This window comes from Steroidobacter sp. (assembly GCF_036406195.1).
Lineage (GTDB): Bacteria > Pseudomonadota > Gammaproteobacteria > Steroidobacterales > Steroidobacteraceae > Steroidobacter.
In genome coordinates this window covers 188,439-202,678 of record NZ_DASWVW010000019.1, presented here as the reverse complement: position 1 = coordinate 202,678, position 14,240 = coordinate 188,439, and the positions used below count along the sequence as shown (strand labels likewise).

At 63.1% G+C, this 14,240-nt stretch carries 13 protein-coding genes and 1 tRNA gene; 4 read left to right on the top strand and 10 right to left on the bottom strand.

What is annotated here, in order from left to right:
- Positions 1-36 precede the first annotated feature (36 nt).
- The 6 genes from VGE08_RS09045 to VGE08_RS09020 form a co-directional block, all read right to left on the bottom strand.
- On the bottom strand, positions 37-360 hold the full coding sequence (locus VGE08_RS09045; RefSeq protein WP_331067540.1) for a hypothetical protein: 324 nt from the start codon (positions 358-360) through the stop codon (positions 37-39).
- 329 nt (positions 361-689) lie between these two features.
- Positions 690-1,490, bottom strand: coding sequence for an IclR family transcriptional regulator (locus VGE08_RS09040; RefSeq protein WP_331067539.1), 801 nt, complete (start codon positions 1,488-1,490; stop codon positions 690-692).
- 467 nt (positions 1,491-1,957) lie between these two features.
- A tRNA-Gln gene (locus VGE08_RS09035) sits at positions 1,958-2,032 on the bottom strand.
- Between the two features lie 61 nt (positions 2,033-2,093).
- On the bottom strand, positions 2,094-2,969 hold the full coding sequence (ispE, locus tag VGE08_RS09030; protein ID WP_331067538.1) for a 4-(cytidine 5'-diphospho)-2-C-methyl-D-erythritol kinase: 876 nt from the start codon (positions 2,967-2,969) through the stop codon (positions 2,094-2,096).
- Positions 2,970-3,039: 70 nt separating this feature from the next.
- Positions 3,040-3,639, bottom strand: a complete 600-nt coding sequence (gene lolB / locus VGE08_RS09025) for a lipoprotein insertase outer membrane protein LolB (protein WP_331067537.1) — start codon at positions 3,637-3,639, stop codon at positions 3,040-3,042.
- A complete protein-coding gene (locus VGE08_RS09020) occupies positions 3,639-5,357 on the bottom strand; it encodes a tetratricopeptide repeat protein (RefSeq protein ID WP_331067536.1) in 1,719 nt (572 codons plus the stop codon). Before VGE08_RS09020 ends, lolB begins: the two co-directional genes overlap by 1 nt.
- Before the next feature lie 134 nt (positions 5,358-5,491).
- Between VGE08_RS09020 and hemA the strand changes: the two genes are divergently transcribed.
- The 4 genes from hemA to VGE08_RS09000 are packed head-to-tail and all read left to right on the top strand — an operon-like array spanning position 5,492 to position 9,714.
- Positions 5,492-6,829, top strand: coding sequence for a glutamyl-tRNA reductase (gene hemA / locus VGE08_RS09015; RefSeq protein ID WP_331067535.1), 1,338 nt, complete (start codon positions 5,492-5,494; stop codon positions 6,827-6,829).
- 34 nt (positions 6,830-6,863) lie between these two features.
- Positions 6,864-7,946 carry a peptide chain release factor 1 gene (gene prfA / locus VGE08_RS09010; RefSeq protein ID WP_331067534.1) on the top strand — a complete coding sequence of 361 codons (1,083 nt, stop codon included), beginning with the start codon at positions 6,864-6,866 and terminating at the stop codon, positions 7,944-7,946.
- 26 nt (positions 7,947-7,972) lie between these two features.
- Entirely contained in the window at positions 7,973-8,713 is a 741-nt protein-coding gene (locus tag VGE08_RS09005) for an RDD family protein (RefSeq protein ID WP_331067533.1), read from the top strand.
- Positions 8,710-9,714, top strand: coding sequence for a stage II sporulation protein M (locus VGE08_RS09000; protein WP_331067532.1), 1,005 nt, complete (start codon positions 8,710-8,712; stop codon positions 9,712-9,714). Before VGE08_RS09005 ends, VGE08_RS09000 begins: the two co-directional genes overlap by 4 nt.
- On the opposite strand, the gene VGE08_RS08995 is transcribed toward VGE08_RS09000, so the two are convergent.
- Genes VGE08_RS08995 through VGE08_RS08980 form a run of 4 tightly spaced genes read right to left on the bottom strand, consistent with a single transcriptional unit; the run spans position 9,692 to position 14,238 of the window.
- A complete protein-coding gene (locus VGE08_RS08995) occupies positions 9,692-10,990 on the bottom strand; it encodes a DUF58 domain-containing protein (protein ID WP_331067531.1) in 1,299 nt (432 codons plus the stop codon). The genes VGE08_RS09000 and VGE08_RS08995 overlap by 23 nt on opposite strands.
- 12 nt (positions 10,991-11,002) lie before the next feature.
- Positions 11,003-11,941: a MoxR family ATPase gene (locus VGE08_RS08990; protein ID WP_331067530.1), complete on the bottom strand. Its 939-nt coding sequence runs from the start codon at positions 11,939-11,941 to the stop codon at positions 11,003-11,005.
- A gap of 48 nt (positions 11,942-11,989) precedes the next feature.
- On the bottom strand, positions 11,990-13,336 hold the full coding sequence (locus VGE08_RS08985; RefSeq protein ID WP_331067529.1) for a DUF4350 domain-containing protein: 1,347 nt from the start codon (positions 13,334-13,336) through the stop codon (positions 11,990-11,992).
- Positions 13,333-14,238 carry a DUF4129 domain-containing protein gene (locus VGE08_RS08980; protein ID WP_331067528.1) on the bottom strand — a complete coding sequence of 302 codons (906 nt, stop codon included), beginning with the start codon at positions 14,236-14,238 and terminating at the stop codon, positions 13,333-13,335. The genes VGE08_RS08985 and VGE08_RS08980 overlap by 4 nt, the downstream gene beginning before the upstream one ends.
- Positions 14,239-14,240: the final 2 nt, after the last annotated feature.

Below are 14,240 nucleotides of genomic sequence, written 5' to 3'. Positions count from 1 at the left end.
GTTCTAACAGGGTGGGCTGATGGTCGCAGCTCAAAGCTAACGACGAGCTCCACGCTTCGACTTGCGCATCCCTTTCGATGCGCGCGACTTGCCTGCAGGCTTCCTGCCCGGAGCCGGCTTGGTCTCCTGCAGAAGCAGCACATCGTCCGTAAGGGCCCGCGTTTGCCGACAAGCTTCGATGAACTCCTCCATCAACGGGTGGTCCATCGGCACCTCCCCTTCTGCCGGAGCGTTCGCCTGCAGCGCTCTCCAGAGCTTCTGCGTACGCTTCAGGGTTTGCTCCATCGCCTTGGTCACATAGCGGGCATGGAAATTCCAATCGCCGCGAATTGCGCCAAGATCAACCACAGGTTCTGACATTGCTTATTACCCCCGTGCCTTCGAGCCCGAATCAGTACGACACGTATACAGAACACATTTAGCCCCCTGGCGACGGAGGGTCAAGGCAAATTCGGTACGATCCGTTCACGTATGTGGACGGAGAACTGCGCCTTCGGCCGGCAAGTTCGACAGCTGAAGCTACGATGCGCCATGCCGCGGCATTCCGCAAAGCGCTTCGTCATTTCGCTTCTTGTTGGAGGTGTGCTTACGATCTGCCGGGGAACGCGGCTTCGGACGTGCAGATCGGTGGCTGCGCCGCAGCCTCGCGGGTTTCTCCAGAGCGACGATCCGCCGCCTGGCTCGGAGTGCTACTGGATCTTCCGTCCGCGGTCGTGCCGGGCCAGGCAGGCCCGTACATGTTTGTAGATCGCCCTTTCATTGCGCTCAATCCGACTCGCAAGCCCGCCGATTCCGAGCGCCATCGGGAATCCGTCGACATCGGACGGAAAGGGGACTCCGATGGCGCCCGTATCCGGGATCACCGCATCGTAGCGCACGCAGTATCCCTTCTCACGGGTCTCCTGGATGGCCGCATCCAGGACCTTTCGGTTTACCTGCTCTTCCCTACGGCGTGAGCGGAAATTCGCTCGATCAACCAGTTCATCGATGTCCTCATCCGGCATTTGAGAGAGAATCGCCATGCCGATGGCTGTAGTAAACAGCGGGGCGACGAATCCCTCGGGCGTTTGCATGCTGAGCGGATGCGTCCCCTGGATGACCTTCAGAAAAGTTGTCGACAGATCACTGACAACCGACAGAGTCACCGTCTCCTGGGTCACAGCATGCACGTCTTCGAGGATGGCCGAAACGCGCCCGGAGACGAGCATCGTCCGTGGAATCCATTCGCCGAGCCTGGTGACGCGAAGCGATGGGAAGTACTGCATCGTCCGGGCGTTCAGCACGAGGTATCCCTGCGATACCAGGCTTCTGAGCAACACGTTCGCGCTCGATTTCGGATACCCCAGCGCTTGACAGATCGCCGCCGCGCTCAGCGCGCGTCGCTTCCTCTGGAAAAGCTCCAAGACATCCAATGTACGTGCCGCCGACTTGACGACCTTTCGTGATCCGCTTCTGTTTGATGTGAGCTTACGTGGCTCATCCATGCTCATTCAATCTCAGTGGTAATCGTATGGACGCGCAAAGCAACGTTGAGAATATTGGGCGCTTGCACGCACGGTCAACTGCGCATTCCGGCCATCACCGGTCCCCGCCGAAGATCGGTAGCTCATATCGGCAAGAATCTCTTATGGGTGGCCAGGCAGCGTGGTCACAGCATTGTGACGAAGCTGCGCACCTACGCGGCGTGGATTGACGGCACCGCCGATGTGGATGTGGCTGCCATCCGGCGATCGATGCAGCGAGTGAAGTCTCGCCACACGACCTGGCGAACGGTGCCATCTGGGCTGGCGATCTTGGAAACATCGCCATGCTTGTTACAACTTCTGGCAGCAGCGCTGTCAGCGGCCACGGGTTCTGCCAATTCCTGTGGCAGCACTACGTTCGCGGCGGGCGTCGCGCGCGAGTCCAACGCATTGTGCTCACAACGGAAATGTCGAGCGAGGTGGGTTGGAGGAACTGGCTGGGGCGGAAGGATTCGAACCTCCGAATGGCGGGATCAAAACCCGCTGCCTTACCACTTGGCGACGCCCCAACAATAAGAATCAATTACGAGCTCGTGGCCGAGCTTGGATGAATCGACGCGGCAAAATCCCTCAGCCGGCCTCATGCGCCAGCCGGTCCAGCAGCGGCGAACGGTTGAGACCGCGCACCACGTAACCTGTCCAGCGCGCGGGCACGCGGGCCGCCGCGCGTCGAGCTGTCGCGTCATCGGGCATCGCGACGTACACGCAGGCGCCGCTTCCGGTGAGCCTCGCTTCCCCAAATTCATCAAGCCAATCAAGCGCTTCGGCGATCTCGCCACTGCGCTTGCGCACCACCGGGGCGCAATCGTTACGACCACCCCCCGCGAGAAAGTCGCGTATTGTCGTGACGGGGGAATTACGTGTCAATTCAGGATCCTGAAACACGGCCGCGGTGCTCACTCCGGCTTGCGGTTTGACCACGAGGTAAACGCGCTCCGGGAAGTCCACCGGCGTGAGGCGTTCGCCGACGCCTTCGGCCCAAGCCGAACAACCGCGCACGAAGATGGGCACATCGGCGCCGAGCGCCAGGCCCACCGCGGCGAGATCCTCGATCTTCAAATCCATCCGCCAGAGATAGTTCAACGCGACCAGCACAGTCGCGGCGTCGGAGCTGCCGCCACCCAGCCCGCCCTGGATCGGAATGCGTTTGTGGATTTCGATACCGACGCCATCGAACACTTCATAGCGAGTGGCGAGCAGGCGAGCAGCGCGCACGATCAGGTCGGACTCGGCCGGAATATCCGCGTTACCGCCGACGCGCTCGATCACTCCGGGCGGGCGCTTATAGAACTGCAGCTCGTCACAGAGATCGATGAGTTGCATCGCGCTTTGTAACAAGTGATAGCCATCGTCGCGCTGGCCGACGATGTGCAGACATAGATTGAGCTTGGCGGGCGCCGGCCACGGCTCCGGCAACCCGAGCAATTCGTCACGATCGCTGTTCATACTGTTGTCACGAGCTGGCAGTCGAGCACGACATGCCACGGGCCGCTGCGCGGCCCAAAGTCAAAAGTGATCATTGTCCCAACTGCCACCGATCCACGACGATGCGCACGCGAGCATCGCCACTGGTGGCGGTGATTCGCATCGGCACGCGCGCCCCGGGTTCGGCGGAGAAACGTTGATAGTCGATACGCCAGCCGTCCTGCTCCAAGGTGGTGACGCCGTTGGCATTCTCTTCATGCCATTGATGCTCGCCCGGCGCGGCGATGCCGAGCATCCAGTAACGCAAGTTGCCGGCGGGCACGGCCGTGCCGAGACGATTCTGCAGCTCCTGCCACGCGGCGGCAGATTGTAATGTCAGCCCATCGCTGGTTTGCAATTTGAGATCGGGCGTGCTGCCCATGCCGCGCATTTCCAGATGCACGCCGCCGATCCCGACCGGCCCGCGAATATCGACATCCGATACATCGCCACGCTGGCGCCACTCGAAGCTGCCCGATCCACCGTTCTCCGGACCGGAAACACCGAGACGGCCGCGCGCCTGCCAGCGATCGAGATCTTTCAGATCGGCGGGAATGGCCGTGCCCGGCCCCGGGCCGCGAGGCGTGGTGGCACAGCCGGCGGCGATGAAACAAAGCATCGCCAGCGCCAGCCAGGAAACCGCTCGCCGCATCAATGCAACTTCTGCAGGCGCTGCTTGATCTCGTCGTTTTCGGGATAACGCTCGCTGGCCTTGGCCCACACATCGCGCGCGTCATCCTTGCGATCCAGGGCGATCAGCACCTCGCCGAGGTGCAGGTCGACTTCGGGATCGTTGATGCGACGCTTGGCCTGCTCCAGGTAACCCAGCGCATCCTGATGACGGCCAATGCGATGTAGCGCCCAGCCCATGCTATCGAGCACCGCGCCGCTGTCGGGCGTTTCCGCCAGCGCCTGCTCGATCAGCTCCAGACCTTCCTTGTGATGGCGCGTGCGATCGACGAGGGTGTACCCGAGCGCGTTGGTCGCCGCCGGATCCGTTGGGCGATCGGCCACGAGCTTGCGCAAGTCGGCGATCGCTTCGTCCACTTTGTCGGCCGACTCGAGCTGGAAGATGCGAGCGAAGCGCAGCTCCACGGCGTCGGGATACGCTTTCAGCGCCTGATCCAGCAGTGCCAGCGCACCAGCCGAGTCACCGCTGCTGCTCAGCAGGTTCGCGCGAGCGGTGATGGTCTCGATGCGGAATTGCGGCCGGGTCGCGCCGAACTCTTCGAGATGCTTGAGGCCCGCCTCCAAGCCGGCCTGTTTCATCTTGATGCGCGCCAGACGCGTCTGCGCTGCCATCGCATACTCACTGGCAGTCACACGGCTGTAGATCTGCTCGGCGTCATCCCACGCTTCGCGACCTTCGGCGATGGCACCGAGATAGAACAGCGACTCGTAAACGAAGCGGCCGTTGGCAACCAGGTTGCTGAAGCGTTGCGCGGCGGAGTCACGATTGCCGAGTTGGAAATCGATGTCGGCCAGCGCCCGCTCCACCACCGTGCCGGTGGATTCGCTCTTGGCCAACGCACTCAGTTCCTTGCGCCCTTCTTCTTCCTGGCCGGCCTGCATCAACATCAGCGCGTATTCGAGCCGATGCGAATCCTGATTGTCCTGCTCGAGCACCTGCCTGGCGGTGCCCAGCGCGCCCTCGGGATCGCCGGTCAACATCTGCATACGAGCGAGCAGCAAGCCAGCGGGTGCCCAATACGGGCCCAGCTCACGCGCCTTGCGTGCATGCTCCATCGCCAGCTTGAGGTTCTCCGACTGCGATGCCGCCTGCGCCAGTGCGTAGTGCGCCTCGGTCACTTCGGGATATTTCGCGACCAACTGCCGAAGCACGGCCGTGACCCCGCTGGGCGTGCCCTCGTCTGCCAGCTGCGGCAGCAGGGCGAGGAAACCGGCCTGCGGATTGATGAACGCGGTATCGAGCAGGATGCCGAGGTGCTCGGCCGCGGTGTCGATCCTATAAAGATGTAAGGCGGCGAACGCGGCAAAGCGCCGGGCCTCCTCGTTGGTGTGGTTCAGCTCCAGCCAGCGCTCGGCGGCGGCCTGCACCACGGTCCATTGCCGGTGCTCATGGGCGACGCGGGTGGCCTGCTCGGCCAATTCCTCGTCGTTGGCCAGCTGGGCCGCGCGCAGGTAAGCCTGGGAGGCTTCCAGGTATTGCCCCCGCTGCAAGGCCATTTCGGCGCCCAAAACCAGGGCATTGGGATCCGCCGGCAGATCGGCCACGGCCGACTCGCGTTTGCCGCCCGCCGTACTGCAGGCGGCCAGCACCGACGCCAGCAGTACCGCCGCCGCGGCGGTGGCAAACCGGGAACTACGCCGAGCGGGGGGATAATCGGGGAGAAGAGGATGGGAGCTCATTGTCGGCCGACTATATATCAGCTTCGGGCGCGCCCGCCCGTCCCGCGAAGTCCATCAGCATGCCAACTCCTCCTCTGGCTTGTCATTGGTGGGCCCTTCCCCGACAATCCGCACCCGTTGCGACTGCAGCCGGCATGCCACTCGTCGTCATAGGAATCAATCACCGCACCGCGCCCGTCGATATCCGCGAAAAAATGGTCTTTGCGGGCGAGGAGCTGCCCGAGGCCTTGCGGGAGCTGGCCGGCCAGCCGGGGGTGCGTGAAGCGTTGATCGTTTCCACCTGTAACCGCACCGAGCTCTATTGTTTCGCGGACGACAGCGCCAGCGGTGCAGCCACCCTGACGGGCACGGGTCCGTCGGTGGATTCCTCGCCTGCGGCCGCCGATCCCTCGCTGGCACTGAGCGCCTGGCTGGCCAATTGGCACGACCTGGCCGCGCATCGCCTGGATATCGATCAATCCCTGTACCGCATGCAGGGTTCAGCCGCGGTCCAGCACTTGTTCGCGGTGGCCTGCGGGCTGGATTCCCTGGTCATCGGCGAACCCCAGATCCTGGGCCAGTTGAAGGACGCCTACCGCGCGGCGCTTGATCAGAAGGTCACCGGCCCCTATCTCAACCGGGTCATGCAGACCGCCTTTTCGGTCGCCAAGCGGGTGCGCACCCGGACGCGTATCGGCGCGAACGCGGTATCGGTGGCTTACGCGGCGGTATCGCTCGCGAAGACGGTCTTCGAGAAGTTCGCCGGTCACACAGCCCTACTGGTGGGGGCGGGCGAAACAATCGCGCTGGCTGCGCGACATCTGCACGCGAACGGCCTCGGCCGCATGATCGTTGCAAATCGCAGCCTGGCGCGCGCCCAGGAACTGGCCGCCGAGTTCAAGGGGTTCGCCATCGGCCTGGAAGACATCGCGGCTCATTTGCCCGAGGCCGACATCGTCATTACCTCGACGGCCAGCCCGACGCCGGTGATCACGTACCAGGCGGTGAAAGCCGCGGTTCGGGCGCGCAAGCGCAAGCCGATCTTCATGGTGGACATCGCCGTGCCCCGCGATATCGAAGCGGAGGTATCGACGATCGAAGACGTGTATATGTTCACGATCGACGATTTGCAGAATGTCGTGAACGAAAATCTCGCGTCACGCCGTGAAGCGGCGCGCGACGCGGAAGCGATGCTCGCGACCGAAGTCGCGCTGTTCGAACAGCAGCTGAAGACGCTGGACGCGGTGCCGACGATTCGTCAATTGCGCGACGATGCCGAAGCCATCCGCTCGCAGACCGCCGAGCAAGCGCGGCGTATGCTGGCCGCCGGCCGCGATCCGCGCGAGGTCGTGGATTTCCTGGCCTCGACGCTGACCAATAGATTGTTGCACGGTCCGAGTCAGCGCTTGCGCGAGGCGGCGGAGCGTGGCGATGTGGAACTGCTGGACGCCGCGCGAGCCTTGTTTGCTCCAGACTCCACCGATTCGACTTGAGCAACTACTGATCTACCACCTGATCCTCTGGTGAATGAAAGATTCCATCCGCATAAAACTGGAACGACTCGCCGAGCGTCACGAGGAAGTGAGCGGTCTGCTGGCCGATCCTGCCGTGATCGGCGACACCAACAAGTTCCGCGAGCTGTCGGTGGAATATTCCAAGCTCGATCCGGTCGTATCCCGCTATCGGGCCTATCTCGCCACGCTCGATGAGCGCAATCAGGCGCGCGAGATGGCTGAAGGGGACGACCCGGAGATGCGGGAGCTGGGCAAGGAAGAGCTCGACAATCTCAATGCCCGCATCGAGGCGGAAGAGAACGAGCTTGCCAAGCTGCTCATTCCCAAGGACGAGCGCGACGAAAGCAACATCTATCTGGAAGTGCGCGCCGGCACCGGCGGCGACGAGGCGGCAATCTTCGCCGGCGACCTGTTTCGCATGTACTCGCGTTACGCCGCCCAGCATGGTTGGGACGTCGAAGTGCTCTCGGAAAGCCCTGGCGAGCACGGCGGCTACAAGGAAGTCATCAGCCGAGTCGTCGGGCGTGGCGCGTTCTCGCACTTGAAGTTCGAGTCCGGCACGCACCGTGTACAACGCGTGCCCGCCACCGAGGCGCAGGGCCGCATTCATACTTCGGCCGTTACTGTCGCCATCCTGCCGGAGCTGGACGACATCGAGCCGATCGAGCTCAACCCGGCCGACCTGCGGATCGATACGTTCCGCGCCTCAGGCGCCGGTGGTCAGCACGTCAACAAGACCGATTCGGCGATTCGAGTCACCCACTTGCCCACCGGCATCGTGGTGGAGTGTCAGGATGAACGCTCGCAGCACAAGAATCGCTCGCGCGCCCTGTCGTTGCTGAAGGCGAAGCTGAAAGCCGCCGAGCAGGAGAAGCGTGACCAGGCCGAGGCCAGCTCGCGCAAGTTGCAGGTGGGCTCGGGCGACCGCTCCGAGCGCATTCGCACTTATAATTTTCCGCAGGGCCGCGTCACCGACCATCGCATCAACTTGACACTGTACAAGCTCTCCGATGTGATCAACGGCAACCTGGAGGAGCTGATCCAGCCGTTGCAGCAGGAATATCAGGCCGAGCAGCTGGCACGCATCGTGGAGTAATTCGAGGGACCGCCCAAGGAAACAGCATGGCCGCGCCTCAGGTCACCCTGCAGAGCATTACCGGCGTCGATGTGGAGCTGCGCATCGCCGGCGTCGGCAGCCGCAGCTTTGCGTTCGTGATCGACTGGCACATCCGGCTGATCCTGGCCTTTTCCTGGTGGACGGTCGGCACCCTGCTGCTGATCGGCCAGCTGCGCTTTCTCGAAGTCAACGAGATGCCGCGCATGAACTATTTCCTGTGGGTGTGGCTGCCGGCGGTCCTGATTTATTTTTTTTACCACCCCGTCGTCGAGATTCTCATGCGCGGCAGCACGCCGGGCAAGCGCATGGCCGGCGTGCGCATCGTTACGAGAACTGGGGACATTCCCGGGTTCGGAGCGCTGCTGATACGTAATGTGTTTCGTCTCGTCGATTCGCTGCCGCTGGCGTACCTGGTTGGCTTGACGACGGCCCTGTTTACGTCACAGCACGTGCGCATCGGCGATATCGCCGCGGGCACGCTGTTGATCCTGGACAGCAAGGAACACGACAGCTCGTTCGCCCGGCTCACGCCTGCAAACAGAGCACTCGACCCGCGAGTCGCGGACCTCGCGCATGAGTTGCTGGAGCGGTGGACAGCGCTCGATGAAAAGGTTCGTGGCGAGCTGGCTCGTTCACTGCTCAGTCGCACCGACACCTCGATCAGCGCCGAAGAGCTGTCGCGACTCAGCAATGGCGATCTCAGAAACCGTCTGCAAGGACTGCTGAATCCGGTTGCGTCATCATGAGTACAGATGCAGGCATGCAGGCTTGGCTGGCGTCCCGCGCCGCAACGTGGCGTGAACTGACGCCGCGGCTCGAGGCACTGGAAAGAAGCCGCAATCACTCCGCCGCGGAAGCGCTGCAAGCCATCGAGCTGTATCGATCTCTGGGCCGCGACCTCTCGATCGCGCGCCGGCTGCTGCCGGACAGTCGCGTTACCAAAGCGCTCGAACGCAGCTACGCGAAACTCCATTCGATCATCTATCGGAAACCGCATGATTGGCGGGCGCGCACCCTCCTGTTGTTTCGAGAGGAGATTCCCGAAGTCGTGCGCGAGCTGCGTGGCGCGATCTTCTGGGTGACGTTGCTGTTCGCGCTGAGCGCCGGGGCCGGCTGGTGGCTGGTGTCGAGCTATCCGGAGCTGATCTCGCTGCTGGCCAGCGAGCAAATGATCAATCACGTCGAGTCCGGCAAGTTGTGGACCGACGACATGGTCAATGTGGCACCCTCCTCGGTGCTGTCGCTGGGCATTCTCTCCAACAACATCGCGGTCAGCCTGATGGCGCTCTGTGTCGGCGTGTTCTTCGGCCTCGGCACGATCTATATCATCGCCACCAACGGCTTGACGCTCGGCGCCATGTTCGCCTTCACCCATCACCATGGCCTGGCCGGCGGCCTGCTGAAGTTTGTCATCGCGCATGGCGTGGTGGAGCTGTCGGTGATTTGTCTGGCCGGCGCCGCGGGCACCATGCTCGGCGAGGCGCTGATCCGCCCCACTCATCCAACCCGTCGCGAATCGTTTCAACACGCCGCCGGCAAAGCCTCCCGGCTGATGTTGCTTTGTGCCCTGCTGCTGATCGGCTGTGGGTTCATCGAGGGCTACATTTCGCCGGACCCGGATTTCCCCATGATCAGCCGCGTCATCATCGGCTTTGGGTATGGCGTGGTGATGATCGGCGCTCTCACCGGCCATCTGTTCGGACGCCGCTTCGTAAAGTCCAGCGTCAGATCCGCCGCCGCTTCCTGAACTCCGCGTAGGCTTCGAACACAGCGCGTTCCAACAGCTCCGGACGCCTCACCAATGCTGGCGCCCCAAGCGCGCGCAATGCATGGACGTTGCGATCCAGCCGCGAGCAGTATTCCTGAGCTGCGAGCGACTCGTATGCATCGAGCCACGTGTGAGCGGGCGCCTTGCGCATAGCCTCGGCTTCCGCGCTGGACACACCTGCGATCAATGGCAAGTGTTTTGGCAACAGCAGGCGCGCAGCGGAGGCGAGCTGCCCGGCGACGGTCGCATCGTCCACGTCGGTCAACATCACGATGAGGCTGCGATGACGCACGAGCATGCGAATGCGCAGCGCCGCGTTGAGCGGATTCGACTCAGCCAACTTCGGCGTTGCTGCCGTGAGCATCTGACGAATGCGCAACACCGTCCCCATGCCTCGCCCGGGTGCCAGGGTCGCGAGCGGCTGATCCGCAAACAGCATCACACCGACCCTGTCGTCCTGGGCCACGGCGTGCTCGGCGAACCGTGCAGCGAGGTTGATGTAGTGACCGAGACGATCCAACTCGCCGGCGCGCAACGCGCTGGTGCTGCCTGCGTCGATGGCAATGACGATATCGAGATGCTGGTCTTCGGTGAAATCTCGACTGACCAGTTGGCCGCGCCGGGCCGTCGCTTTCCAGTCGATGGCATTCTGCGGATCGCCGACTCGATAGTCACGAAGCTGCAAGATCTCCGCACCCGCGCCCACTGCCGCCTGAGCGTGCATCCCGCCCCCCATCGCGCCGAGCCGCCGCCCACCATCGCGCAGCATCTCTGGCACGACCATGAGCGAGAAATCCGCATCCAGCCGACGCGACCACCAAGCAAAGCCCAGCGGCCCGGCGACGCGCGCTTGCATGCTCGGCCATGTGTGCTGCCCCAGTCTTCGCGGCGTCACACGCAGCTCGATGGCCGAGGACGTCCCGGGCGCAACTGTTACGGAGCGGATATCGGTTGCGATCTCGATGGCGTCGGGCGCAGCTGGCGCGGCCTGCATTTCCACATCACGCTGCAAGGAATGGCGAAACAAAAGGTGCAGTGCCATGGGCCTGCCCAATACTCCCCGCGCAGGCGCATCGATGCTGAGACCGGGATGCGCACGCATCACGACCCAACCTTCGTAGGCCAGTCCCAGCAGCAGCAAGGCCAACGGCAACAACCACAAGCGATCCAGGTCAGGATCGCCGCTCCATGCACCGAGAATGGCGACGAGCGCGGTGAGCACCGCGAACACCAGACCGTTCAAGCGAAGATGCATGACGCGCTGTGTCTAGCGAGGTATTGGAGTGCGGTCGAGCAGTTGCTGCGTCACTGCCTGCTCGGTTGCGCCTTCGAGGAGCGCTTCGGGCGCCAACATCAGCCGATGCGGAATCACCCACGGCGCCACCTGCTTCACGTCGTCCGGCGTAACGAAATCGGCGCCGCGCATGCCCGCTTCGATTCGTGCCGCACGCAGCAGCGCCAGCACGCCGCGAGTGGAAAGGCCGAGGCCCACATGCGAATGCGAACGTGAAGCCGCGGCGATATCGATCAGATAACCGGACAGCTCGGGCGAAACATGCACTTGTTCGACGGCCTGCCGAACCGCAACCAGATCCAGCGGCGGTTGTTCCTGATCGTCCGGGCGCACGTGAGCATCCGTATTCCCGTAGCGAGCCAGAATGGCCAACTCGTCCTCGCGCGACGGATAGCCGAGATCGACGCGCAGCATGAAACGATCCAGCTGCGACTCCGGCAAAGGAAACGTCCCTTCGAACTCGCGCGGATTCTGGGTCGCCACCACCAGGAAGTTCTTCGGCAACGGATAGTTCTGGCGATCGACCGTGACCTGCCGCTCTTCCATGGCTTCCAGCAGGGCCGATTGAGTCTTGGGACCGGCGCGGTTGATCTCGTCGACCAGCAGCACATCCGCGAACACCGGACCGGGGCGAAACACGAACTGCCGCTTTTCTCCGTCATAGGCGTGCACTCCGGTGATGTCGGCTGGCATCAAGTCGGAGGTCCCCTGCACCCGCTTGAACACACCGCGCAGCGAGTTGGCCAGTGTCTTGCTGAGCAATGTCTTGCCGAGACCCGGCGCCCCTTGCAGCAATACATGACCACGCGCCACGACGGCAATCGCCAGCGCGCGAATGACCGGCTGCAGGCCGAGCACCACGGCGCCCAGCTGCCGTTGCAAACGTTGTTCGAAGTCGACCAGCGGGTTCATTGGATTCCTTTTTGCAAGGCCGAAAACGTGGAGCCGAACGCGGCTGTTTCAGTACCAATTCAACTCGGCGCGCAGGCGCACCAACAAATTGTGCAGTTGTTCCAGATCGACGCGGCGCCCCCGTTGCACCTTGGCGTGCAGAGTGTGCAGCCGATCGACATCCTCGCGCGACACTGTGGCTTGCGAGCGCAGCCAATCCCACACGGGAGAGCCGTCAGTCACCAGCCCCAGGCGTTTTCTCGCATCGTTGAAAAAGTTGGCGATCATCTGCTGACCCGCCGCTGCAGGGCGCACCACTCGCGCCATGAAGCCGCCGGTCGCTCGCACGAAACCAGTGATGTCCACCGGATTCCAGCGCGACTGCGCCGGCCGCAGCCGCTGCGAACCGATCACGAACAGCAACCACAGACCGAGCAGCCACCACAATGTCGCGTGCAGACGCGAATCGCCGAAGAACGCTTCGGGATCATAGAAAGAAACCATGCCCTGGTGCGCGTCATCGATGATCACCTTACCGCCATCGCGCAGCGACCAGCGCACGATGTTGGCGAGCAGGCGCGCATTGTCGTCATCGCCCAGCAGTTTGTTGGTAAGAATGCTGCCGTAACCGCTGACGATGATCTGCCCCTGACCGCGCGGCAACAGCCACAACACAGACGCACCCGAGCGGGGCTCGTGCGCCAATCCCAGCATGCCGGTCTCCACGAACCAGCCATCCCACTTCGAGGTGGGGTATTCCGACAATGCAGCCACCTTGGTGACTCCTTCGAGCAACGGATGTTTGCCCGAGGGCTCCATCTCGAAACGCAGCGGCTCCTTCAGCCGGGTGCGCGCATCGAGGGCTTCGGTCCAGGAAGGCGTGCCCTCTTTTTTGGGATCCATGGGTCGCTCCTCCGGGCTCTGCGCGGATTCCGGCTCGGGCGCGGCAGCAATGTCCTCATTCTTGCGCACCGGTGAAAAGCTCATCTGCGTCATGGCTTGCAGATGTTCGAGGAAGGCGGCGTCGACTCCTTCTTCCATGGACCAGTCCGGCGTATCGGACAAGCCCGCAATCACCAACAGCGTATTGCCCCGCTCGATCCAGCTCCGCAGCGGCAGCACTTCCGAGTCCCGGATCGGATACAGATGAGGCGCGGTGCTGATCAGCAGGTTGCCGGTCGGCGATTCTATCCCGCGCATCTCGCTCAACCTTCCATAGCGTTCACGCAGCGAGATCACGGGTACGCGTTCGGATTCCAACCAGCGCACCAGTCCCAGATAACCATTGGGTCCGGCTTCGACGCTGATGGGCCGGGTCGCTTTCTGCTCCGGCACCGATGGCTTCGGCGCCATCACGGCGTAGAAGGCGACGAGCGCGCCGATCGCGAGCGCGAGCGTGAGTAAGCGATCCTTCACGTCGCCGCTCCATTCAATTGCGCGTTCAAGCGTTCGCCGGCTTGAACCACATCCTCCACATCCTCGCTGTGAACCCGCCGGCTACCGAAGATTTCTCGCTCAGCCAGTTGCGTGACTCGGCCGAACGAGTCGCGCTGCGCGGCATCGTCGAACTTCGCTCGCATCATCAGTTCACGATTCGTCAGGCTTTGTGCGCCGTGCAGGCGGCCAGTCCTCACGAGCGTGTCGATGAGTGATCTCAGTAGCGCGGCAGCACGCGCACCTCGTGACCCGGCCCGCGATGAACCGATCATCGCCTCTGGATCGTGATTCCCAGCAACCCCGGTTCGGGACTTGCGCCAGCCGATTCGCGCGGCGCGCACTTCGTTGACGATGATGACGATCGCCAACACCACGACCAGCAATAGCACTGCGTAGTACAGCGCCAGTTGCACGGTTTCCGAAACCGGATGCTCGTCCAGCCAGCGTCGCAACCATGGGTTCGCTCGATCTTCCCGCTTGTCGAACGCTTCGCGCAGCCATCGCCTGAAACGGTGGTACCAGCTTTGCGATTGTTCGGCCTGCGCTGGCTCGCGCATCGACTCCAGCACGGCGTGTACGCCGTCGACGGAAATCTGGCCACGCTCCGGCGGCCGCTCGTAACGTTGCAGCAACGAGCGCAGATTGATCAGACCGGCGCGGGTGAGCAGGCTGCCCTGATAGGCCGGCAGCATAGCAGTCAGGCCCAGCCGATCGAGCGCCGACTTCAGCCCGGGACAGGCTGCTTCCATGTGTTCGAGCCCGAGGACTTCAGAGCCGAGCGTGACGATGCAATCGTCCAGCACTTGCCGCGGCGAGTCCTCGCTCTGCGCGAAGAGCGCGGGCGCGGCCAGCAACATCAGAACGAGAACGGCGCAGCGCACGA

What these genes read in the sequence shown, in the direction of transcription:
- VGE08_RS09045 (WP_331067540.1), bottom strand. Translation starts at nt 360, where the DNA reads ATGTCAGAACCTGTGGTTGATCTTGGCGCAATTCGCGGCGATTGGAAT.
- VGE08_RS09040 (WP_331067539.1), bottom strand. Translation starts at nt 1,490, where the DNA reads ATGAGCATGGATGAGCCACGTAAGCTCACATCAAACAGAAGCGGATCA.
- ispE (WP_331067538.1), bottom strand. Translation starts at nt 2,969, where the DNA reads ATGAACAGCGATCGTGACGAATTGCTCGGGTTGCCGGAGCCGTGGCCG.
- lolB (WP_331067537.1), bottom strand. Translation starts at nt 3,639, where the DNA reads ATGCGGCGAGCGGTTTCCTGGCTGGCGCTGGCGATGCTTTGTTTCATC.
- VGE08_RS09020 (WP_331067536.1), bottom strand. Translation starts at nt 5,357, where the DNA reads ATGAGCTCCCATCCTCTTCTCCCCGATTATCCCCCCGCTCGGCGTAGT.
- hemA (WP_331067535.1), top strand. Translation starts at nt 5,492, where the DNA reads ATGCCACTCGTCGTCATAGGAATCAATCACCGCACCGCGCCCGTCGAT.
- prfA (WP_331067534.1), top strand. Translation starts at nt 6,864, where the DNA reads ATGAAAGATTCCATCCGCATAAAACTGGAACGACTCGCCGAGCGTCAC.
- VGE08_RS09005 (WP_331067533.1), top strand. Translation starts at nt 7,973, where the DNA reads ATGGCCGCGCCTCAGGTCACCCTGCAGAGCATTACCGGCGTCGATGTG.
- VGE08_RS09000 (WP_331067532.1), top strand. Translation starts at nt 8,710, where the DNA reads ATGAGTACAGATGCAGGCATGCAGGCTTGGCTGGCGTCCCGCGCCGCA.
- VGE08_RS08995 (WP_331067531.1), bottom strand. Translation starts at nt 10,990, where the DNA reads ATGCATCTTCGCTTGAACGGTCTGGTGTTCGCGGTGCTCACCGCGCTC.
- VGE08_RS08990 (WP_331067530.1), bottom strand. Translation starts at nt 11,941, where the DNA reads ATGAACCCGCTGGTCGACTTCGAACAACGTTTGCAACGGCAGCTGGGC.